This window comes from Arthrobacter sp. Y3223166 (assembly GCF_059090935.1).
The window spans coordinates 1-20,174 of record NZ_JBNHGE010000046.1; the positions used below are offsets into that span (position 1 = coordinate 1).

Annotated in this window: 21 protein-coding genes and 1 pseudogene; 3 read left to right on the forward strand and 19 right to left on the reverse strand. The window is 67.1% G+C overall.

Annotated features, from left to right (window positions below):
- Window positions 1–1,158: AI-2E family transporter (locus tag AC5RUH_RS14680; protein WP_494128946.1), on the forward strand; the 1,158-nt coding region annotated here is incomplete at its 5' end.
- A 7-nt stretch (window positions 1,159–1,165) separates the two neighbouring features.
- On the opposite strand, the gene AC5RUH_RS14685 is transcribed toward AC5RUH_RS14680, so the two are convergent.
- Window positions 1,166–1,492: an Rv1322 family protein gene (locus AC5RUH_RS14685; RefSeq protein WP_494000114.1), complete on the reverse strand. Its 327-nt coding sequence runs from the start codon at window positions 1,490–1,492 to the stop codon at window positions 1,166–1,168.
- Between the two features lie 97 nt (window positions 1,493–1,589).
- Between AC5RUH_RS14685 and nucS the strand changes: the two genes are divergently transcribed.
- Window positions 1,590–2,285, forward strand: coding sequence for an endonuclease NucS (nucS, locus tag AC5RUH_RS14690; protein ID WP_494000115.1), 696 nt, complete (start codon window positions 1,590–1,592; stop codon window positions 2,283–2,285).
- Between the two features lie 321 nt (window positions 2,286–2,606).
- A complete protein-coding gene (locus AC5RUH_RS14695) occupies window positions 2,607–2,810 on the forward strand; it encodes a cold-shock protein (protein ID WP_136787594.1) in 204 nt (67 codons plus the stop codon).
- A gap of 103 nt (window positions 2,811–2,913) precedes the next feature.
- On the opposite strand, the gene murA is transcribed toward AC5RUH_RS14695, so the two are convergent.
- From murA to rho, 18 genes and pseudogenes are all read right to left on the reverse strand, one after another.
- Entirely contained in the window at window positions 2,914–4,194 is a 1,281-nt protein-coding gene (gene murA / locus AC5RUH_RS14700) for a UDP-N-acetylglucosamine 1-carboxyvinyltransferase (RefSeq protein WP_494100856.1), read from the reverse strand.
- A gap of 104 nt (window positions 4,195–4,298) precedes the next feature.
- A complete protein-coding gene (locus AC5RUH_RS14705; RefSeq protein WP_493989254.1) occupies window positions 4,299–4,730 on the reverse strand; it encodes a DUF2550 domain-containing protein in 432 nt (143 codons plus the stop codon).
- 6 nt (window positions 4,731–4,736) lie between these two features.
- Window positions 4,737–5,033 carry a F0F1 ATP synthase subunit epsilon gene (locus AC5RUH_RS14710; protein ID WP_494000118.1) on the reverse strand — a complete coding sequence of 99 codons (297 nt, stop codon included), beginning with the start codon at window positions 5,031–5,033 and terminating at the stop codon, window positions 4,737–4,739.
- Between the two features lie 5 nt (window positions 5,034–5,038).
- On the reverse strand, window positions 5,039–6,502 hold the full coding sequence (gene atpD / locus AC5RUH_RS14715; RefSeq protein WP_494012423.1) for a F0F1 ATP synthase subunit beta: 1,464 nt from the start codon (window positions 6,500–6,502) through the stop codon (window positions 5,039–5,041).
- A 58-nt stretch (window positions 6,503–6,560) separates the two neighbouring features.
- Window positions 6,561–7,454, reverse strand: a complete 894-nt coding sequence (locus AC5RUH_RS14720; RefSeq protein WP_493979721.1) for a F0F1 ATP synthase subunit gamma — start codon at window positions 7,452–7,454, stop codon at window positions 6,561–6,563.
- A gap of 71 nt (window positions 7,455–7,525) precedes the next feature.
- Window positions 7,526–9,163, reverse strand: a complete 1,638-nt coding sequence (gene atpA / locus AC5RUH_RS14725) for a F0F1 ATP synthase subunit alpha (RefSeq protein ID WP_494128947.1) — start codon at window positions 9,161–9,163, stop codon at window positions 7,526–7,528.
- Window positions 9,164–9,266: 103 nt separating this feature from the next.
- Complete coding sequence (locus AC5RUH_RS14730; RefSeq protein WP_494012424.1) at window positions 9,267–10,076, reverse strand: F0F1 ATP synthase subunit delta; 810 nt, start codon at window positions 10,074–10,076, stop codon at window positions 9,267–9,269.
- Entirely contained in the window at window positions 10,076–10,624 is a 549-nt protein-coding gene (locus tag AC5RUH_RS14735) for a F0F1 ATP synthase subunit B (protein WP_494012425.1), read from the reverse strand. Before AC5RUH_RS14735 ends, AC5RUH_RS14730 begins: the two co-directional genes overlap by 1 nt.
- 47 nt (window positions 10,625–10,671) lie before the next feature.
- Window positions 10,672–10,875 carry an ATP synthase F0 subunit C gene (gene atpE, locus AC5RUH_RS14740; protein WP_074701684.1) on the reverse strand — a complete coding sequence of 68 codons (204 nt, stop codon included), beginning with the start codon at window positions 10,873–10,875 and terminating at the stop codon, window positions 10,672–10,674.
- Between the two features lie 65 nt (window positions 10,876–10,940).
- Complete coding sequence (atpB, locus tag AC5RUH_RS14745) at window positions 10,941–11,747, reverse strand: F0F1 ATP synthase subunit A (protein ID WP_494012426.1); 807 nt, start codon at window positions 11,745–11,747, stop codon at window positions 10,941–10,943.
- An 86-nt stretch (window positions 11,748–11,833) separates the two neighbouring features.
- Window positions 11,834–12,106 carry a hypothetical protein gene (locus tag AC5RUH_RS14750; protein WP_494012427.1) on the reverse strand — a complete coding sequence of 91 codons (273 nt, stop codon included), beginning with the start codon at window positions 12,104–12,106 and terminating at the stop codon, window positions 11,834–11,836.
- Window positions 12,096–12,611, reverse strand: a complete 516-nt coding sequence (locus tag AC5RUH_RS14755; RefSeq protein ID WP_494073727.1) for a Cg1360 family ATP-synthase-associated protein — start codon at window positions 12,609–12,611, stop codon at window positions 12,096–12,098. The genes AC5RUH_RS14750 and AC5RUH_RS14755 overlap by 11 nt, the downstream gene beginning before the upstream one ends.
- A gap of 94 nt (window positions 12,612–12,705) precedes the next feature.
- Window positions 12,706–13,719 (reverse strand): MraY family glycosyltransferase, encoded by a 1,014-nt coding sequence (locus AC5RUH_RS14760; protein WP_494128948.1) that lies wholly within the window; start codon window positions 13,717–13,719, stop codon window positions 12,706–12,708.
- The gene (locus tag AC5RUH_RS14765) at window positions 13,716–15,674 is read right to left on the reverse strand and encodes a polysaccharide biosynthesis protein (RefSeq protein WP_494012430.1); all 1,959 of its coding nucleotides are present in this window, start codon (window positions 15,672–15,674) and stop codon (window positions 13,716–13,718) included. The genes AC5RUH_RS14760 and AC5RUH_RS14765 overlap by 4 nt, the downstream gene beginning before the upstream one ends.
- Before the next feature lie 11 nt (window positions 15,675–15,685).
- Window positions 15,686–16,345 (reverse strand): annotated as a pseudogene (locus AC5RUH_RS14770) (L-threonylcarbamoyladenylate synthase); the annotation flags it as partial.
- Window positions 16,346–16,363: 18 nt separating this feature from the next.
- Complete coding sequence (prmC, locus tag AC5RUH_RS14775; RefSeq protein ID WP_494128949.1) at window positions 16,364–17,209, reverse strand: peptide chain release factor N(5)-glutamine methyltransferase; 846 nt, start codon at window positions 17,207–17,209, stop codon at window positions 16,364–16,366.
- Window positions 17,210–17,215: 6 nt separating this feature from the next.
- A complete protein-coding gene (gene prfA / locus AC5RUH_RS14780; RefSeq protein WP_494000132.1) occupies window positions 17,216–18,295 on the reverse strand; it encodes a peptide chain release factor 1 in 1,080 nt (359 codons plus the stop codon).
- 204 nt (window positions 18,296–18,499) lie between these two features.
- Window positions 18,500–20,174 (reverse strand): transcription termination factor Rho (gene rho / locus AC5RUH_RS14785; RefSeq protein WP_494128950.1); only part of this gene is annotated, 1,675 nt, incomplete at its 5' end.

Sequence of the window (20,174 nt, forward strand, 5' to 3'; positions counted from 1 at the left end):
GGCGCCCTCGGGCGCCTCGGCGCCTCGATGCCCCGCGCCCGGCCGCGCGTCCGCTTCCAGATGCCGCCCGAGGACGATTCCCCCGCCGCCGCCCGCGACGGCGCCGCAGGCACCGAGTTCTCCCCCGCCCGGCACCCGATCCACTTCGGATTCATGGCCACGGTCGGCGTCGGTTTCGCGCTGCTGCTCTACTTTGTGCTGACCAACGTCGGCGAGCTGCTGGCGTGGATCGCGGCGGCGCTCTTCATTGCCCTGGGGCTCGATCCGATCGTCCGCTGGCTGGAAAGCAAGGGGCTGCCGCGTCCGGCCGGGGTCATCATTGTGGTGCTGATCCTGGCCGGGCTGATCGCGGCGTTCATCTCCACGCTCATCCCGACCATCGTCAACCAGACCACGCAGATCGTGGCCAACGCTCCGCGCTATGTCGAGGACATCCTGAACTCGGCCTTCTTCCAGACGATCGATGCGCAGTTCCAGGTCCGGGAACGCATCGACATCGAACTGGAGCGGTTCTTTGCCAGTTCCGAGAACGTCACGGGCATCTTCGGCGGCGTTCTCGGCGTCGGCAGTGCCGTGCTCCAGGGTGCGTTCGGGGCGCTGATCGTGCTGGTGCTCACGCTGTACTTCCTGGCGTCGCTCCCGGCGCTGAAGGTGTGGGCCTACCGGCTCGCTCCGCGGTCCAAGCGGCGACAGGTGCAGCGCCTGTCCGAAGAAATCACCGGCAGCGTGGGCAGCTATGTGATCGGCCAGGCCTGCGTGGCCCTGATTAACGCGGCGGTGGCGTTTATAGCCATGACCATTGCGCAGGTGCCGTTCACGGCCTTGCTGACCTTCGTCGTCGGCCTGCTGGCCTTCATCCCGCTGATCGGGGCCGTGATCGCCGGCGGGTTCGTCTCGCTGGTTGCCCTGACCGTGGGCTGGCAGCCGGCGCTGCTGTTCGCCGTCATCTACTTTGCCTACCTGCAGATCGAGGCCTACTTCGTCTCGCCGCGCATCATGCAGCGCGCGGTGGCCGTCCCCGGCGCGGTTGCCGTGATCGCCGTGATTGCCGGCGGTTCGCTGATGGGTGTGCTGGGCGCCCTGATGGCGATTCCGGCCGCGGCGTCGGTGATGCTGCTGCTGAAGGACGTCTTCATCGTCCGGCAGGACCGGAACTGAGGCCGGGTCAGCGGTAGCGGAAACTGCGGGTCTGCCAGCAGCGCGGATGCCAGTGCCGCCGCTCGGCCAGCGCCGTCTCGCCGCCGAACAGCGAGTCGGCCTGCCAGGCGACGAGGTGCTCGATCCCCGGGCCGATCGTCCGGTTGCAGCCCGGGCAGGTGTACTCCTTGGCGGCGTTCGACGGGGTGATGCGCCGCACGTTCCATTCGCCGTCGGGCGCGTTCTGGCGCTCCGGAATGCCGGCGCGGGCGCGGTCCAGGTCCAGCTCGTTGGCCCGCGTCCACTTGCTGCTGCCCGCCCCTGAGCGGCGGCGCGGGCGGTTGGAACGGGGCATGCCACCATTCTGCCCCACCGGCGCGGCCCCGGCCGAACCGCGCCCTCCCGGCTGCACCGGACCGACCACGCAGCGGGCACCGGTAAAGTGGCCTACTGTGCGTCTTGTCATTGCCCGTTGCTCCGTTGACTACATCGGCCGCCTCCGCGCCCACCTGCCGCTGGCCACCCGCCTGCTGATGGTGAAGGCGGACGGCTCCGTCCTGATCCATTCCGACGGCGGTTCCTACAAGCCGCTCAACTGGATGAGCCCGCCGGCGAATCTCCGGGTGGCGGAGCCGGAGGCCGACGACGCCTCCTCGGGCGTCCGCGAAGTCTGGCACGTCCAGCATGCCAAGAGCGACGACCGCCTGGTGATCAGCATCCACGAGCACCTGCACGAATATAGCCACGACCTCGGCGTGGACCCTGGGCTGGTCAAGGACGGCGTGGAGGCCGACCTGCAGCGCCTGCTGGCCGAACAGATTCACCGCCTCGGCCCCGGCCACACCCTGGTGCGGCGCGAATACATGACGGCGATCGGGCCGGTGGACATCCTGGCCCGCAACGCCGACGGCGGGACCGTGGCCGTGGAGCTCAAGCGCCGCGGCGACATCGACGGCGTGGAGCAGCTGACCCGCTATCTGGAGCTGCTCAACCGCGATCCCCTGCTGGCTCCGGTCAAGGGCATTTTCGCGGCCCAGCAGATCAAGCCGCAGGCGCGCGTGCTTGCCGCCGACCGGGGCATTGAATGCCTGACCCTCGATTACGACGAGATGCGCGGCGTGGACGACGCCGACTCCCGCCTGTTCTGACGCTCCGGCGGGCGTGCAACAGCGCGCGCTCTCATGCCGCTGGTGCCGCGCTCGTCGCCCGCCTGGCGGTAGTTAACTCCGCGCCGAACTCTCGCTTAATAAAAGATTGAATTGTTCTTTGTACCGTTGACCGCCCATGGGGCTTATGTGATGCTTAACTCAGTCTTTGTGTAGGTGTGGTTTTCATGCTCGCAAGACGTGTTGCGAGTGTGAAGCTCCACGGCGTCCGGCCTTCAGGCTTGTCGTTTGGATCTTCCACGGAGTAACCGGGTTGGTACGAGGTGTGCCGGCTTGTTTTTGTTTCACGATGAGGAGATTTAAATGGCACAGGGGACCGTTAAGTGGTTTAACGCGGAAAAGGGCTTCGGCTTCATCACACCGGATGAGGCCGACGGCGACGTCTTCGTACACTACTCTGAAATCCAGTCGGGCGGATTCAAGACCCTCGACGAAAACCAGCGCGTGAGCTTCGAGATCGGCCAGGGCGCCAAGGGCCCCCAGGCCACCGGCGTCACTGTCATCTAGCTTCGGCTTGGCAGGGCGGGCCGTCCACGGCACCGCCACGCACACAGAACCCCTCCGATGCCTTCGGAGGGGTTCTGTGTATCCGGCGTCGGACGTTGCGGCGTCAGGCGGGAAGCTTCGGCGGTCCCAGCCGGACCACGTCTCCGCCCAGTGCGCGCAGGCGTTCGTCGAACCGCTCGTATCCCCGGTCAATGTGCTCGACGCCGTGGATCTCGGTGGTGCCGTCGGCCACCAGCCCCGCGATCACCAGCGCGGCGCCGGCCCGGATGTCGTTGGCCTCGACCGGTGCGCCGGAGAGTTGCGGCACGCCCTTGATCAGCGCGTGGTGCCCGTCCAGCCGCACCACCGCTCCCAGCCGGGCCAGTTCGGAGGTGAAACCCCAGCGCGCTTCGAAGACGTTTTCCGTCACCATGCCGTGCCCGTCCGCCACGGCATTCAGCGCGACGACGAACGGCTGCAGGTCCGTGGGAAAGCCGGGGTACGGCAGCGTGGAGACGTTGATCGGCCGCGGGCGCTCCGGTCCTTCCACCGTGAATCCGTCGTCCCTGCTGGTGATCCGGCAGCCGGCCTGTTCCAGCTTGTCCAGGACCACGGCCAAGTGGCCGGGGTTGGACCTGGCCACGTCCACGGTTCCACCGGTGACGGCAGCGGCGAAGGCCCAGGTCCCGGCGACGATCCGGTCCGGCACGGTGCTGTGGCGCACGGGCTGCAGGCTCTCCACGCCGGTGATGACCAGCGTGGGCGAGCCGATCCCTTCGATCCGGGCACCCATCGAGACCAGCAGGTCCGCGATGTCGGTGATCTCCGGTTCCCGCGCCGCGTTGTCGATCACCGTCACTCCCCGGGCCAGGGTCGCGGCCATCATCAGGTTTTCGGTGGCGCCGACCGACGGATACGGCAGGCGGTGGTGGGTCCCGTGCAGCCCCTGCGGCGCCTTGGCCACCAGGTAGCCGTGGTCGATGCTGATGCTGGCGCCCATCTGTTCCAGCCCGGCCCGGTGCATGTCCAGGCCGCGGCTGCCGATGGCGTCTCCCCCGGGCAGTGCCACTTCCGCCTGCCGGCAACGTGCCACGAGCGGGCCGAGCACGGAAATGGAGGCTCGCATGGCGCGGACCAGGTCGTAGTCTGCCTGGTGGGCCGGCTCCTCCGGGACGTCGATGTGGACGCTGGCGGCGTCCACGTCGTAATCCACCGCGCAGCCGAGCCGGCGCAGCAGTTCGGACATGATCCAGACGTCTTGGATGTCCGGCACATTCGTGATCGTGGAGCGGCCCTGGGCCAACAGCACCGCGGCCATCAGCTTCAGGACGCTGTTCTTGGCGCCGGGAACCTCCACCCGCCCGTTCAGCGAGCTGGGGCCGTGCACCACGATCACGTTCTCCATGGAAACCATCCTACGGTTGGGGCGGGACTGTGCCGGTTACGAACGGCTGTGCCGGTTAAAGGCGGACGGCGCGGCTCCCGGAAGAGCCGCGCCGCAGAGGAATCTCAGCGCCAGGTGCCGATGCCGATCACCGGCCCGGCTTCCAGCCAGGACGAGAGACCCGCATAGACGTCGAAGGTCATGGCCATCGACAAATCCTGTTTTTCGTGCGTGAGCATCACGACGATCGCACCGGGCTGGATCTTGGCCCGCTCGGTTTCGGTCGGCTGCCGCCAGCCCTGCAGTTCCAGGGAACTGCGCCGGAACCGGTAGCGCGGTTTAGGACTCAACGACAGCAGGCGCAGCCATTCCAGGTGCGTGTCCGTATAACGACAAACCCCCATCTGCCAGCTGCCGGGCAGCATGGCGATGGAGGCGTCGAAGGTGCCCAGGGCGCGCCGCAGCTGGTAGCGGCGCACCCCGAAGGCGACCAGTGCCAACACCAGCAGCAGGAAGACTGCGGCCAGTATGGCGAACGTGACGTCGAGACCGTTCACCGGCGGCTAGCGGGTTCCCGCCGTAGCCTCGTCGCCCACCGTCGCGTTGTCTGCGACGATGACGACCCGGTTGCTGTCGACCGAGAAAAACCCGCCGTCGACATTCACGTTGATGCGCTCACCGGAGACCGGCTCGATGACCAGCTCGCCGGCGGCCAGGACCGCCAGCACCGGGCTGTGCCCGGGCAGGATCCCGATCTCGCCGTCGCTGGTCCGCGCCCTGACCATTGTTGCCGGGCCGGACCACACGAAGTGGTCGGCGGCAACAATCTCAACTTCCAGTTCAGCAGAAATATTAGCCACAGGCCTTACTTCCCGGTCTGTTCCTGGATCTTGGCCCACTGGCGCTCCACGTCGTCCAGGCCGCCCACGTTGAAGAAGGCCTGCTCGGCGATGTGGTCGAGCTCGCCGTCGCAGATGGCCCGGAAGCCTTCCACGGTGTCCTTGATGGAGACCGTGGAACCCTCGACGCCGGTGAACTGCTTGGCGGTGTAGGTGTTCTGCGACAGGAACTGCTGGATGCGGCGGGCGCGGGCGACGACGATCTTGTCCTCTTCGCCCAGTTCGTCAATGCCGAGGATGGCAATGATGTCCTGCAGTTCCTTGTTCTTCTGCAGGATCTGCTTCACGCGGACCGCGGTGTTGTAGTGGTCCTGCCCGATGTACTGCGGATCCAGGATGCGCGACGTCGAGGTCAGCGGATCCACGGCCGGGTACAGGCCGCGCGAGGCGATTTCACGGGACAGCTCCGTGGTCGCGTCCAGGTGGGCGAAGGTCGTCGCCGGTGCCGGGTCGGTGTAGTCGTCCGCGGGGACGTAGATCGCCTGCATCGAGGTGATCGAGTGGCCCTTGGTGGAGGTGATGCGTTCCTGCAGCACGCCCATCTCGTCGGCCAGGTTCGGCTGGTAGCCCACGGCCGAGGGCATGCGGCCCAGCAGCGTGGAAACCTCGGAACCGGCCTGCGTGAAGCGGAAGATGTTGTCGATGAACAGCAGCACGTCCTGCTTCTGCACATCGCGGAAGTACTCCGCCATGGTCAGGGCGGACAGGGCCACGCGCAGACGCGTTCCCGGCGGCTCATCCATCTGGCCGAACACCAGCGCGGTGTCCTTGAGCACGCCGGCTTCTTCCATTTCCACCCAGAGGTCGTTGCCCTCGCGGGTACGCTCGCCAACGCCGGCGAACACCGACGTGCCGCCGAAGTTGCGGGCCACACGGGTGATCATTTCCTGGATCAGCACGGTCTTGCCCACGCCGGCGCCGCCGAAGAGCCCAATCTTGCCGCCCTTGATGTACGGGGTCAGCAGGTCGATCACCTTGATGCCGGTCTCCAGCATCTCGGTGGAGCCTTCCAGCTCGGCGAAGTTCGGTGCCTTGCGGTGGATGGGCCAGCGCTCGGTGATTTCCAGCTGGGAGGCTTCGACGTCGAGCGGCTCGCCCAGGACGTTGAAGATGTGGCCCTTGACGCCGTCGCCCACGGGCACGGTGATCGGGGAGCCGGCGTCCTGGACCGTGGTGCCGCGGACCAGGCCGTCGGTGGCCTGCAGCGAGATCGCGCGGACCAGGTTGTCGCCCAGGTGCTGCGAGGTCTCGAAGGTAATAGTGCGGGTCTCGCCGTTGAGGGTCACCTCAGCGGTGAGGGCGTTGTACATTGCGGGGATTGCGTCCGCCGGAAATTCGACGTCGACAACCGGGCCGATGACACGGGCGATACGGCCGGTAGCGCCCGTAGCGACGGAACCGGTTCCGTGCTCGATGGTTTGGGCAGTCATCTTTCTCACTTCTCAGTTTCGATGGCGTGGTTATGTGTGCTGTTGCTGCAGGGACTTATCAGGACGCCGCCAGGGCGTCCGCGCCACCGACAATCTCGGTGAGTTCCTGCGTAATCTCTGCCTGGCGCGCGTTGTTGCGCAGACGGGTGTACTTCTCGATCAGGTCCGTGGCGTTGTCGCTGGCCGACTTCATCGCGCGCTGGCGTGCAGCGAGCTCGCTGGCAGCGGCCTGGAGCAGGGCTGCGAAGATGCGCGACTCGATGTAGCGCGGCAGCAGTGCGTCCAAAACCTGCTCGGGCTCCGGCTCGTACTCGTACAGCGGCAGCAGATCGGTCTCTGCGGTGGCCTCTTCTTCCACAACCTCCAGCGGCAGCAGTCGGATGACCGCGGGCTCCTGGGTAACCATGGACTTGAAGCGGGTGTAGACAATGTGGAGCTCGTCTACGCCACCGTCCTCATACGGCGTGTTGAAGTCGGAGAGCAGTGCCTCGCCGATCTCGCGGGCGGTCGCGAACTCAGGAGCGTCCGTTCCGCCCGTCCAGACCTGCTGGTACTGAATGTTCCGGAAGTCGAAGTAGGCCTGCGCCTTGCGGCCGACCAGGTAGTGGCGGACTTCCTTGCCTTCTCCATGAAGCAGCTCGGTCAGGGACTGGGCCTGCTTCAGCACCGACGCGGAGTACGATCCCGCCAGACCGCGGTCGGAGGTCAGCACGAGCACGGCGGCCCTGCGGATCTGCTCCGGCTCGGTGGTCAGCGGATGGTCGATCTCGGACTGCGAGGCCACGGCAGAAACGGCACGGGTGATCGCATTGGCGTACGGCAACGAGGCCGCGACGCGGCTGCGGGCCTTGCCAATGCGTGAGGCGGCGATCAGCTCCATCGCCTTGAAGATCTTCCGCAGCGACGAAGTCGATGCGATCTTCTGGCGGTAGACCCGAATCTGGGCTCCCATACTCTTCCTTTCCTCGTCCTCGGCGGCCGGACGGAACCCTCACGTGGTTCCGCCCGGCCAACGAAGATGAATTAGCGCTTCTGCTTGACGATCTGTTCCTGGGCGACTTCGTCTTCGGCCAGGGGGTCGTACTCTTCGTGGCCGGCGCCGACCAGACGGCTGTCGCCCTCCCCGAAGAAGCCCTGCTTGAAGTCCACGATCTGCGACTTCAACTCGTCCACCGTCGAATCCTCGAGCAGATTCGTCTGGGCGATCGTCGTCAGCACCGAGCTGCGGTGCCGCAGGTGCGAGAGGAACTCAGTCTCGAACCGGGTGACGTCCTCGACCGGAACATCGTCCAGGTAGCCGTTGGTGCCGGCCCAGATGGACACGACCTGGTTTTCCACAGGGTACGGCGTGTACTGGCCCTGCTTCAGCAGTTCCATGAGGCGCGCACCGCGGGTCAGCTGCTGGCGCGACGCCGCATCGAGGTCCGAGGCGAACATGGCGAACGCCTGCATGTCGCGGTACTGGGCCAGGTCCAGCTTCAGCGTGCCGGAGACCTTCTTCATGGCCTTGACCTGTGCCGCACCGCCCACGCGGGAGACGGACACGCCGACGTCCACGGCGGGACGCTGGTTGGCGTTGAACAGGTCGGACTGCAGGAAGATCTGGCCGTCCGTGATGGAGATGACGTTGGTCGGGATGTAGGCCGAGACGTCGTTCGCCTTGGTCTCGATGATCGGCAGGCCGGTCATCGAACCCGCGCCCATCTCGTCGGAGAGCTTGGCACAACGCTCCAGCAGGCGGGAGTGCAGGTAGAACACGTCGCCCGGGTAGGCTTCGCGTCCCGGCGGGCGGCGCAGCAGCAGCGACACGGCGCGGTAGGCTTCGGCCTGCTTGGAGAGATCATCAAAGATGATCAGGACGTGCTTGCCGGAGTACATCCAGTGCTGGCCGATGGCCGAACCGGCGTAGGGCGCCAGGTACTTGAAGCCGGCGGGATCGGAGGCCGGGGACGCCACGATGGTGGTGTACTCCAGCGCACCCTTGTCCTCCAGGGTCTGGCGGACGGCGGCGATGGTCGACGCCTTCTGGCCGATCGCCACGTAGATGCAGCGGACCTGCCGGTTGACGTCGCCGGACTCCCAGTTGGCCTTCTGGTTCAAGATGGCGTCGACGGCGATGGCGGTCTTGCCGGTCTGGCGGTCGCCGATGATCAGCTGGCGCTGTCCGCGGCCGATCGGGATCATCGCGTCGATGGCCTTCATGCCGGTCTGCAGCGGCTCGTGCACGGACTTGCGCTGGGTAACGCCGGGAGCCTGCAGCTCCAGTGCGCGGCGCTCGTGCGATTCGATCGGGCCCTTGTCGTCGATGGGCAGGCCCAGCGGGTCCACGACGCGGCCGAGGAAGGCGTCGCCGACCGGTACGGACAGGATCTCACCGGTGCGGTGAACTTCCATGCCTTCTTCGATGCCGGTGAATTCACCGAGGATCACGACGCCGATTTCGCGGGTGTCGAGGTTCTGGGCCAGGCCCAGGACGCCGTTCTCGAAACGCAGCAGTTCGTTCGCCATGGCCGAGGGAAGACCCTCGACACGGGCGATGCCATCGCTGGCGGTGGTCACGTGGCCGACTTCGACCCGCTCGGCGCTTCCGGGTTCATAGGACGCCGCGAACTCGTTCAGCGCATTGCGGACGTCGTCGGCGTTGATGGTCAATTCGGCCATCTGCAGTCCCTGCTCTCCTGTGTTTATGATCATCGCGTGGTGCGCGACGACCGGTGTGTTTTTCAGTCTGTGTGAGGCTTCCGGCCCAGTCTCCGCGAGGAGGCTAAACCGCGAGACTCCGGCGGAGCTCGGCCAGGCGGGAGATCACGGACGCATCCACGACCTCATCCCCGACCATGACCCGCACGCCGCCAACCAGCCGTGGATCCACGTTGAAGTGGATCCGCAGCTCCCGGCCGTACAACCGGTTGAGCCCGGCCTGCAGGCGGCTCATCTGTTCGCTGGTCAGCGGACGGGTAACGCTGACCTCCGCGATCCAACGCTGCTGGCGCTTGGCCACCAACTGGATGAACCGCTCTACCAGGGCCGTGGGCTTGATGCCGCGCGGGGCGGTTACCGCCTGCCGGATCAGCAGCTGTGCCACGGGGCCCGCGGCCGGCACCAGCTTCAGCGCCAGCGCCGATTTGGCTTCGTCCGAAGCCTGGGGTTCCAGCAGGGCACGCTGCAGGCCGTGGTCCGACCCGACAATGCGGTTGAACGCGAACAGGTCCCTCTCCAGACCTTCGAGTCCGTCAACACCCTGGCCCTCTGCGACTGCGACAGCCGTCGTGGCCGCCAAGGTCTCCAAGGCGTCCCCGATGTCGCGCGCAGAGGCCCAACGCGCGGCAGCCAACGAGGTGGCGATGGCCCGGGCATCCGCCGAGACCTTCCCCTCGAGGAGGCGGCCGAACATGTCGGCCTTCTCGCTGCTGTCGCGCGCCGGATCGGTCAGGGCACGGCGCAGACCGGCATTGCTGTCCAGCAGGCCCAGGATCCCAAAGAGTTCCTCTGCCAGGGACAGCGAAGCGGTGGGAAGCTTAGCCTCCAGTTCCTGCTGTGCCGCTTTCAGTGACTCGCTCGATACACCGGCCATTATTTAGCAGCACCTGCACTCTGAGACTCAAGGTCGGCGAGGAAGCGGTCCACGACGCGGGCAGCGCGTGCGTCGTCGTTCAGCGACTCGCCGACAATCCTGCCGGCCAGTTCGGTGGCCAGGGTGCCGACTTCGCTGCGCAGCGATGTCACGGCTGCCTGACGCTCTGCATCAATCTGGACCTGGGCCTGCTCGCTGATGCGTGCAGCCTCTGCCTGGGCCTTTTCCTTCAGCTCCGCCAGGATCTGGGCGCCTTCGGCGCGGGCGTCCTCGCGGATGCGGTTGGCTTCCGCGCGGGCGTCCATCAACTGCTGCTTGTACTCGTCCAACGCAGCGCTGGCTTCGGCCTGGGCGGCCTCCGCCTTGGCAATCCCGCCCTCGATGGCTTCGGTGCGCTCCGCATACGTCTTCTCGAACGCCGGAACGACGAACTTGGCGACGATGTACATGAGAATCGCGAAGCCGATCAGCGTGACGACGATTTCCCAGACGTTAGGGATCAGAGGGTTTGCACCCTCCGCGGCGGCGAGGATCATAGCCTGATTCATATCTCACCCGTCCTATCTACTCGGTGTGGATGGTCCGCGTTGCCCTGTTAGAGGACGAACGCGAACACCAGACCAAGAATGGCCAAAGCTTCAGTCAGCGCGAGACCCAGGAATGCGATCGGCTGCAGCACGCGCTGTGCCTCCGGCTGGCGGGCAACGCCGTTGATGTAAGCAGCGAACACGAGGCCCACACCGATGGCACCGCCGATAGCGGAGAGACCGTAACCGACGAGGTTGATATTGCCTTCCATTATTTTCCTTTCAAGATGCCCCAATGGGCAGGTTGTTGGTTCAGGTTCTTCCCCAGCGGGGAAATTTAGTGTTCCTCGGCCAAGGAGCCTTGGATGTAGATCGCGGTCAGCAGGACGAACACGTACGCCTGCAGGACCTGGATCAGGATTTCGAAGAAGTACATGCCCACGCCGCCGGCCAGCGTCAGGATGCCCAGCGGCTTCAACCAGAAGTCGGCATCCATGATCAGGAATTCGGATCCGGCGGCAGCCAGCATGATGATCAGGTGGCCGGCCAGCATGGTGGCGAAGAGACGCAGGCTGTGCGTGACCGGGCGGACCAGGAAGGTGGAGATGATTTCGATGAGGACGACCAGCGGGAGGATCGCCTTCGGCACGCCGGACGGAACGACGGCGAGCTTGAAGTAGGCGATGCCGTGCTTCTTGATGCCCAGGACGATCCACGTAATGTAGACGACGCCGGCCAGGGCGTAGGCCGTGCCCACGTGCGACGGGGTCGGCAGCTGCAGCAGCGGAATGGAGCCGAAGAGGTTGTTCACCAGGATGAAGAAGAACAGTGCCATCAGCAGCGGGACGAACGGCCTGAAGTCGCGCTCACCGATGATGTCCTTGCCCACCGAGTTGCGGACGAAGTTGTAGCTCATTTCGCCCAGGTGCTGCAGCTTGCCGGGAACAAGCTGGCGGCGGCGGGAGGCCGCCACGAAGAACCAGGAAATCAGTGCGACGGACAGCAGGACCAGCAGCATCTGCTTGCCGAAGCCCTCACCGTACGGGGCCATCCACGGGAGAACCTCCGGTAGATGCATATCTTCGAGGCTCGGTGGGACGAAGCCACCTTCATCAGCGGCCGCCGGAAGCGCAAGCGCGATCAACGCGTTTCCTCTCTGCAGTGTCCATCTTTGGGCGTTTCAGGGTGGGTCGCCATCGAGGCAGGCCACCATATAAAGTTTTCTGACATTTAGGTGTGGTCCCCCGCGCCATCCTCATGGCGGCGCCGGGCGCCGCGCGTGAGGTTGTGTTTGCGGGCCAGATAATATCCGCCTCCAGCGCCCAGAACGGCGCCGACGAAAATCAGCCAGCGGGTATCCAACAGATAGTCCAAACCCCAGCCTACCAAACCCCAGGCGATGATCCCGCCAAGGATATAGGTGAGGACGGTGTTGCCGCCCTGGTAGGTGGAATCGTCCCCGGAACCGCTCCGCGCGGGGCCGGATGTGCCTTTAGAGGCCATGTCCGATTTCCCCTTCCGAATGCTGCCGACGGTCCGCCGGCTCCGGTTCGGGGTCGGCGTACAACTGGTGCCGGGTGCGCGAGAAGGCGAACACTTCGGCCGCCTGCCAGACCACCACGGTGGCCACCGCCGCAACAAAGAACCAGGTCCGCTCGAGCCACATCGGGGTGCCGATGAGGAAGAGAGCCGCCCCAAAGCCCACTACTTTGATGATGTAGGTGGCGATGAAGGCACCGATGGCGCCGGAAGGATTGGACCGCCCCACGTAGTGGCCCACCAGCAGGCTGATCGCGAAGAACAGCACCACCAGCGTCGCGCCGAGCAGGGCACTCAGGGCACCGGCCGCACCCGCCGCCACCGTTGACATCACGATGACCAGCCCGGCGGTTGCACCGCCGGCGACCAGGGCGGACCGCAGGATCTTCAGCCACGGCGACCGGGTGGGACCGGATGCAGCGACAGCTGCGCCAGCGGCGGAGTGGCCGTCGTGGCGTGAAGCGCGCATTGGTAGTCCGTTTTCGATCGCGGTGCGGGGCGGGCCGGAACGGCCGGGTTTATTCTACATGAGATAGAACTTGCCGACGAGTCGGGCCCCGCCGTTACGCCGCCCGGTTGGCGGCGTTGGATGAGCGGCGGCTGAAGAGCACCGGCGCCCGCAGGTAAAAAACAACGACGGCGGCGCACGCGGCGATGGCTGCCGCCTTGCCCGCGAGGCCCGATTCGGCCGCCAGGTAGCCGCAGAAACCGGTCAGCAGCGAACAGCCGGTGACCAGCAGCGCCGACTGCACGTGGCTGAAGCCCACGTCCGTCAGCCGCTGGTAGGCGTGCTGCCGGTGCGGCGTGTACCACCGCTCCCCCGCGCTGATCCGGCGCAGCAGCGTGGCGAGCGTGTCGGCCAGGTAGATGGCCACCGGACCCAGCAGGTACTCCGCCTGCACGCCGTCCAGAAAGGCGGTGATGCCCAGCATGGCCAGGCCCGCCCCCAGCAGGTAGCTGCCGACGTCGCCCAGGAAGACGTTCCCGCGGCCCAGGTTCCAGGGCAGGAACGCCACAAAGGCGGCCGCCACCACGGTCCCGCCGACCACCAGCCAGCCGTGGCCGGTGATGGCGCCGGTAGCGGCGAACATCAGTCCGACGGCCGTGCCGTGCAACCCGGAAATCCCGTTGATGCCGTCCATGAAGTTGGCGATGTTGATGTAGGCCGCCAGGGCGAGGGCGCCCAGCGGCAGCCACCACCACGTCTGGCCGGTGAGTCCGATGGCCAGTGCGGCGCCGCCGAGTCCGATGCCCAGCTGCAGCGCGGCCCGGCCGCGGATGGACAGTCCCCGAAAGTCTTCGATCCAGCCCAACAGCGCGGCGGCGGCGGCCACCCCGGCGACCGCGAGCAGCAGTTGCGGCGCCTCGACGGCGCCTCCGAGCGCGGCGATCAGCAGCCCCGCCAGCAGCCCGGCCGCCACCGTGATGCCCACGCCGCGGACGACGACGCGGGTGTGCGAGGACCGCTCGTTCGGCACGTCGAGCACGCCCAGCCGCTTCAGCACCGGGATCAGCGCGAACGGCAGCAACAGGCTGAGCAGGAGGGCCGCGGCAACGGCCACCACGGCTGCGGTCACGACGCCCGCTCCCGCCCGTCGTCCTTGAGCCCGGCCTCGAGTTCGTCGTCGGCGGATGCTGCCGGCGGGACCACGTCGTCGGCGGCCACTGCCCCCGGGACCACGTCGTCGAGTTCGTCGTCAGCGGCCGCTGCCGCCGGGACCACGTTTATCGCCCCGGTCGAGGCCGAGATCAGGTCCTGCCGGCTCTTCCACTCGGCCAGGCTCATCAGGTTCGGGTCCAGGCCCTCGATGGAGGCGTGCGAGATTTTGGGGTGCAGGGGACGGGAATCGCTTTCGCCCTCCCCGATCAGGTCCTCGTGCAGCTTTTCGCCGGGGCGCAGGCCGGTGAAGACAATTTCCACGTCCTTGCCCGACATCGCGATCATCCGCTCGGCGACGTCCAGGATCTTCACCGGTTCGCCCATGTCGAGGATCAGCACTTCCCCGCCGCTGCCGATCGCGCCGGCCTGGATCACCAGCTGGCAGGCTTCCGGAATTGTCATGAAGAACCGGGTGGCCGCGGCGTCGGTGACCGTGACCGGACCGCCCTTGCGGATCTGCTCGCTGAACAGCGGCAGCACCGAGCCGCGGCTGCCCAGCACGTTGCCGAACCGGACGGAGACGTACTTCTGCCCGGTCTGCTGCGCCACCCAGGCCGTCAGCTTCTCCGCCACGCGCTTGGAATGGCCCAGCACGGTGGTGGGGTTGGCGGCCTTGTCGGTGGAGATGTTGACGAAGGTCGCCACGTGCGCGGCGCGGGCCGCGCGCAGCACGTTCAGCGAACCGAGCACGTTGGTCTTCCAGGCCTCCTCCGGGTACTGCTCCAGCAGCGACACGTGCTTGAGCGCCGCGGCGTGGAACACCACTTCCGGCTTCCGGTCGAGGAAGATGGCCTCGAGGGCGGCGGGGTCGCGGATGTCGGCCAGCACGGTGTCCCTGCCCGTGAGCAGGCCCTTGCCGGTGATCGAGATCTGCGTGCCCTGCAGCCCGGTCTCGTCGCGGTCCAGCATGATCAGCTCGGCCGGCTGGAAGGCGTGGATCTGGCGGCACAGTTCGGAACCGATGGACCCGCCGGCGCCCGTGACCAGCACGCGCTTGCCGGTGACGTAGTGGGCAATCTCTTCGACGTGGATATCCACCGGCTGCCGCCCGATGAGGTCCTCGATGTCCACCTCGCGGAAGGAAAAGTCCTGGCGGCCGGTGAGCATTTCCTTCAGCGGCGGCACCACCAGCACCCGCATGTTCCGGCCCGCGATGCTGTCGGAAATCTGCCGCATCCGCGCGGAGTCGATGTCCGCGATCGCCACCAGCAGCACGGTCGCCCCGGTGCGCTGCGCTATCTCCGGCAGGTCCTCCATCCGGCCCAGCACGGGGACTGAGGCGATGCGCAGGTGCTTTTTGGCCGGATCGTCGTCGATCAGCCCCACCGGCAGCCAGGGCGAGGCCGGGTCGTTGCTCATCCGGGTCACGATGTTGTTGCCGACGAAACCGGCGCCGTAGATCAGCGTCCGCTCCGCCTCGTCGCCCGGTTTGGCCTTGCTTTCCACGTACATCCGCTTCAGGTAGCGGACGGCGGCCATGAACAGGCAGGCGAACGGGAAGGCGATCAGGCCGGTGCCGCGCGCGATGCCCAGCGAGATGCCGAACAACAGCAGTCCGACGCTGAGGATCAACGACACCGAGATGGTCACCATGACCAGCAGCTTGGCCTCGTGGAAGCTGCCGAAACTGTAGCGGCCCTTATAGAGGGCGAACGCAGACCCGACGGCCATCTGGGCCGCGATGGCCACCGCGCAGAGCAGGATAATGCCGGGAATCTTGGTCAGGCTCAGCGTCATCTCGTAGCGCAGGAAGACGGCCAGCACGATGGCCAGGACCCAGGCCAGGGAGTCCAGCAGGATCTGCGACCAGAGCCACAGGGCCCGGTCGCTGCTGGCGGTCTTGCCGCGGGGAAGAGCGGAATCGTGGCTCATGCCTCTACGGTCTCCCCCAGGCCCAGGATGCCCGGCACGACGGTGCGCAGGGCCTCCAGGCTGATCGTGCCCTCGCGGACCACCCGCAGTGTGGCGGAGGTGCAGTCGACGATGGTGGAGGGAACCGCCGTCGTGCCGTCCACGGGCCGGAAGCCGTCTTCCAGGTAGACCTCCACCGACTCGGCCAACTGTTCCTTGGCCTGCGCGGCCGTCTGCGCCGACGGCTGCCCGGTGCGGTTCGCGGAGGACACGGCCAGCGGTCCGGTGGCCGCCAGCAGTTCCAGCGCCAGTTCGTCGTCGGGCATGCGCAGGGCGACGGTGCCCTTGGTCTCGCCCAGGTCCCAGGTCAGCGACGGCTGCGCGCGGAAAATCAGGGTCAGCCCGCCGGGCCAGAAGGTGTCGGCGAGGGCCCGGGCCTCGTCGCTCACGTCGGTGGCCAGCCCGTCCATGGTCTGCGGCCGCGGCACCAGCACCGGCGGGGGCATTTTGCGCCCGCGTCCTTTGGCGGCCAGCAGGGTGGCCACGGCCTGCGGCGAGAACGCGTCGGCGGCGATCCCGTAGACGGTATCGGTCGGCAGGACAACGCACTGCCGGTCGGCGATGGCGGCTTGGGCTGCCGCCAGTCCCTCGCTGCGGGCGGCGGCGTCGTCGCAGTTATACGTAGTGCTCACAGACTCATTGTTCCATTCTCATAACCGTCGGGCCGACGTGGCCCGCTCGCGCCCGGTCAGATCGTAACGGGTGGCTACCTGGTCCCAGCATCCGGCCGAGCGCAGGAGGGAGTGCACGGCAGCGGCCTGGACTTCGGCGTGCTCCATGATGAGATGGCCGCCCGGCTTCAGCAGCCGCGCGGCCGTCGCCGCCGTCGCCGCCGGCAGTTCCATGCCGTCCGCTCCCCCGCCGTAGAGCGCCATCTGCGGGTCGTGCTCGGCCACTTCGGGCTCGCGCGGGACCGCTTCGGCGGGGATGTACGGCGGATTGGAAACGACGACGTCGAACGTTCCGTCGTGCGCGGACAGCGCGGTGCGCAGGTCCTCCCGCAGGAGGGTGACGCCCAGCGGCGCCAGGTTCCGTTCGGCCCAGGCGTGGGCGAGGGCGCTCAGTTCCACCGCGTAGACGGTGGCCGTGGGAACTTCGCTGGCCACGGCGGCGGCGATCGCGCCGGAGCCGGTGCCCAGGTCCACCACTTTGGCCGCGGGCAGGGCGCGGGCGCGGTCGATTGCGTGCTGGGCAACGGTTTCGGTTTCCGGCCGCGGGACGAACACGCCCGGTCCCACCTGCAGTTCGAGATGCCGGAAATAGGCGCGGCCGGTGATGTGCTGCAGCGGGATGCGGGTGGCCCGCTCGGCCACCAGGTCCTCGAGCCCGGGCGGAGCTTCCGCTCCCAGCAGCGCCAGCGCGCGGACTCGCCCCGGGGAGACGCCCAGCAGGTGTGCGGCGAGCAGTTCGGCGTCCACCCGCGGCGAGGGGACGCCGGCCTCGGCCAGCCGCGCGGCGGCGGCGGACAGGGCGTCGGCCAGGTTCGTGGCGGGCACTGCCGGCTAGTTTTCCTCGCCCAGGGCGGCCAGCCGGTGTTCCTCGTCCGCCTGGATGGCTGACTGGATCACCGGTTCCAGTTCACCGTTCATCACCGCGTCCAGGTTGTAGGCCTTGTAGCCGGTGCGGTGGTCGGCAATCCGGTTTTCCGGGAAGTTGTACGTACGGATGCGCTCGGACCGGTCCATGGTGCGGATCTGCGACTTGCGCGTCTCGGAGTTCGCGGCGTCGATCTGCTCCTGCTGGTGGGCCAGCAGCCGCGCCCGGAGCACGCGCATGCCGGCCTCGCGGTTCTGCAGCTGGGACTTCTCGTTCTGCATCGCGACCACGATGCCGGTGGGCAGGTGGGTGATGCGCACCGCCGAGTCGGTGGTGTTCACCGACTGGCCGCCCGGACCCGAGGAACGGTAAACGTCGATCTTCAGGTCGTTCTGATGGATATCCACTTCTTCCGGCTCGTCCACTTCCGGAAGCACCAGGACGCCTGCGGCGGAGGTGTGGATGCGGCCCTGCGATTCGGTCACCGGGACGCGTTGGACGCGGTGCACGCCGCCCTCGAACTTGAGCCTGGCCCAGACGCCTTCGGACGGGTCGTTGGAGTTGCCCTTGATGGCCATCTGGACGTCCTTGTAGCCGCCCAGGTCGGACTCGGTCGCGGAGATGATCTCGGTTTTCCAGCCGCGGGATTCGGCGTAGCGCATGTACATCCGGAGCAGGTCGCCGGCGAACAGTGCCGCCTCGTCGCCGCCTTCGCCGCCCTTGACCTCGATGATCACGTTGCGCGCGTCGTCCGGATCGCGCGGGATCAGCAGGCGGCGCAGCCGTTCCTGGGCGATTTCGAGTTCGGCTTCGAGTCCGGGCACCTCGGCTGCCAGTTCGGGATCCTCGTCGGCGAGCTCGCGTGTCGCTTCGAGGTCGTCCGCCAGGTGCGACCAGCGCTTGTACGCCTCGACGATGCCGTTCAGCTCCGCCGACCGCCGCCCCAGCTTCCGGGCCCGGGCCTGGTCGGAATAGACGGCAGGGTCGCTCAATTCCTTCTGGAGCTCGGCGTGCTCGTCAAGAAGCCCCTGAACGGACTCAAACATCTTCAAACCTCTTTCGACTCACAACAAGTCTAAATAGCAACGAAAGGAACGGCAGGTAAGGCGCCTTAAACGACAAGCCGCTCAGAATCTTTCTCCGGCCCGGGAGTGGCATCGGGCCTGCCGTAGCGCGGAGGCTCGAGTCCGTAGGACGAGAGCCTCCGCGCGAAGGGGCGGGGCCGGAGAAAATTCTGAGCGGTAACCCAGCTACTTGTCGTTTTCGGCCTTCGAGCCGAGCGTCGTCTTCTGGACCTGCATCAGGAACTCTACGTTGGACTGCGTCTCCCGGATCTTGCCGGTAAGCAGTTCCAGCGCCTGCTGGGTGTCCAGACCGGAGAGGACGCGGCGCAGGCGCCACATGATCTTGACCTCTTCGGGCGAGAGCAGGTTCTCCTCGCGGCGGGTGCCGGAGGCGTTGACGTCGACGGCCGGGAAGATGCGCTTGTCCGCCAGCGAGCGGGACAGCCGCAGTTCCATGTTGCCGGTGCCCTTGAACTCCTCGAAGATGACCTCGTCCATCTTGGACCCGGTCTCCACCAGTGCGGTGGCGAGGATGGTCAGGGAGCCGCCGTTTTCGATGTTCCGGGCGGCGCCGAAGAAACGCTTCGGCGGGTACAGCGCCGAGGAGTCCACGCCGCCGGAGAGGATGCGGCCCGAGGCCGGGGCGGCCAGGTTGTAGGCGCGGCCCAGGCGGGTCATCGAGTCCAGCAGGACGACCACGTCCATGCCCATCTCCACCAGCCGCTTGGCGCGCTCGATGGCCAGTTCGGCCACCGTGGTGTGGTCGTCGGCGGGACGGTCGAAGGTCGAGGCGATGACCTCGCCCTTGACCGTGCGCTGCATGTCCGTGACTTCTTCGGGCCGCTCATCGACCAGCACCATCATGAGGTGGACCTCGGGATTGTTGGTGGTGATCGCGTTGGCAATGGACTGCAGGATCAACGTCTTGCCGGCCTTCGGCGGGGAGACGATCAGGCCGCGCTGGCCCTTGCCGATCGGAGCCACCAGGTCGATGACGCGGGGGCCGATCTTCTTCGGCTCGGTCTCCAGGCGCAGCCGCTCGGACGGGTACAGCGGGACCAGCTTGGTGAAGTCCACGCGGTCCTTGTTCTCCTCCACCGGCTTGCCGTTGACGGAGGTGAGCTTGACCAGTGCGTTGAACTTCTGCCGGTTGCCCTGGCCGCCGGAATCGCCGTCACGCGGGGCGCGGATGGCGCCGACGACGGCGTCGCCCTTGCGCAGGTTGTGCTTCTTGACCTGGGCCAGCGAGACGTAGACGTCGTTCGGTCCGGGCAGGTAGCCGGAGGTGCGCACGAAGGCGTAGTTCTCCAGCACGTCCAGTATGCCGGCAACGGGCAGCAGCACGTCGTCGTCGGAAATCTCGGTGTCGTCGACCTCGGGTCCGCGGTCGCGGCCGCGGCGACGCTCGTTGCGGTCGCGGTAGCGGGTGTTGTTGCTGTCGTTGTCGCGGCGGTTGCGGCGATTGCGGTTGCGGCCGCGGCCGCCTTCGTCGCCGTCATCCTGGCGGGTATCGCGGGTGTCGCGCTCCCGGGTGTCGCGGGAATCGCGGTTGTCCCGGGTGTCGCGGGAATCGCGGTTGTCCCGGGTGTCGCGGTCGGCGTCGCTGCGGTTGCGGTTGCGGCTGCGGCGGTCGGACTGGCCGTCTCCGCGGCCGGACTGCTGCTGCTGGCCGGCGGCGTCCTGGCCGTCCCTCTTCTCGTCCTGCTGAGCCTCGGCCGGCTTGCCGTCCGCAGCTTCCTGCGGTGCGTCGGCCTTGGTCTCGGCCGCGTCCTGCTGCCCGGATTCGGAGCGGCGGTTGCGTCCGCGGCTGCGGCGCTCCTGGCGTCCGTCGCCGTCGGCCGGTGCGTTGTCCGCCGCGGGC

Coding starts and splice junctions, on each gene's coding strand:
- murA (WP_494100856.1), bottom strand. CDS start 4,194: ATGGAGAACGTGATCGTGGTGCACGGCCCCAGCTCGCTGAACGGGCGG.
- atpD (WP_494012423.1), bottom strand. CDS start 6,502: ATGACTGCCCAAACCATCGAGCACGGAACCGGTTCCGTCGCTACGGGC.
- AC5RUH_RS14695 (WP_136787594.1), top strand. CDS start 2,607: ATGGCACAGGGGACCGTTAAGTGGTTTAACGCGGAAAAGGGCTTCGGC.
- AC5RUH_RS14765 (WP_494012430.1), bottom strand. CDS start 15,674: ATGAGCCACGATTCCGCTCTTCCCCGCGGCAAGACCGCCAGCAGCGAC.
- atpA (WP_494128947.1), bottom strand. CDS start 9,163: ATGGCCGAATTGACCATCAACGCCGACGACGTCCGCAATGCGCTGAAC.
- AC5RUH_RS14755 (WP_494073727.1), bottom strand. CDS start 12,611: ATGCGCGCTTCACGCCACGACGGCCACTCCGCCGCTGGCGCAGCTGTC.
- AC5RUH_RS14750 (WP_494012427.1), bottom strand. CDS start 12,106: ATGGCCTCTAAAGGCACATCCGGCCCCGCGCGGAGCGGTTCCGGGGAC.
- AC5RUH_RS14685 (WP_494000114.1), bottom strand. CDS start 1,492: ATGCCCCGTTCCAACCGCCCGCGCCGCCGCTCAGGGGCGGGCAGCAGC.
- AC5RUH_RS14735 (WP_494012425.1), bottom strand. CDS start 10,624: ATGAATCAGGCTATGATCCTCGCCGCCGCGGAGGGTGCAAACCCTCTG.
- prfA (WP_494000132.1), bottom strand. CDS start 18,295: ATGTTTGAGTCCGTTCAGGGGCTTCTTGACGAGCACGCCGAGCTCCAG.
- AC5RUH_RS14720 (WP_493979721.1), bottom strand. CDS start 7,454: ATGGGAGCCCAGATTCGGGTCTACCGCCAGAAGATCGCATCGACTTCG.
- AC5RUH_RS14730 (WP_494012424.1), bottom strand. CDS start 10,076: ATGGCCGGTGTATCGAGCGAGTCACTGAAAGCGGCACAGCAGGAACTG.
- atpE (WP_074701684.1), bottom strand. CDS start 10,875: ATGGAAGGCAATATCAACCTCGTCGGTTACGGTCTCTCCGCTATCGGC.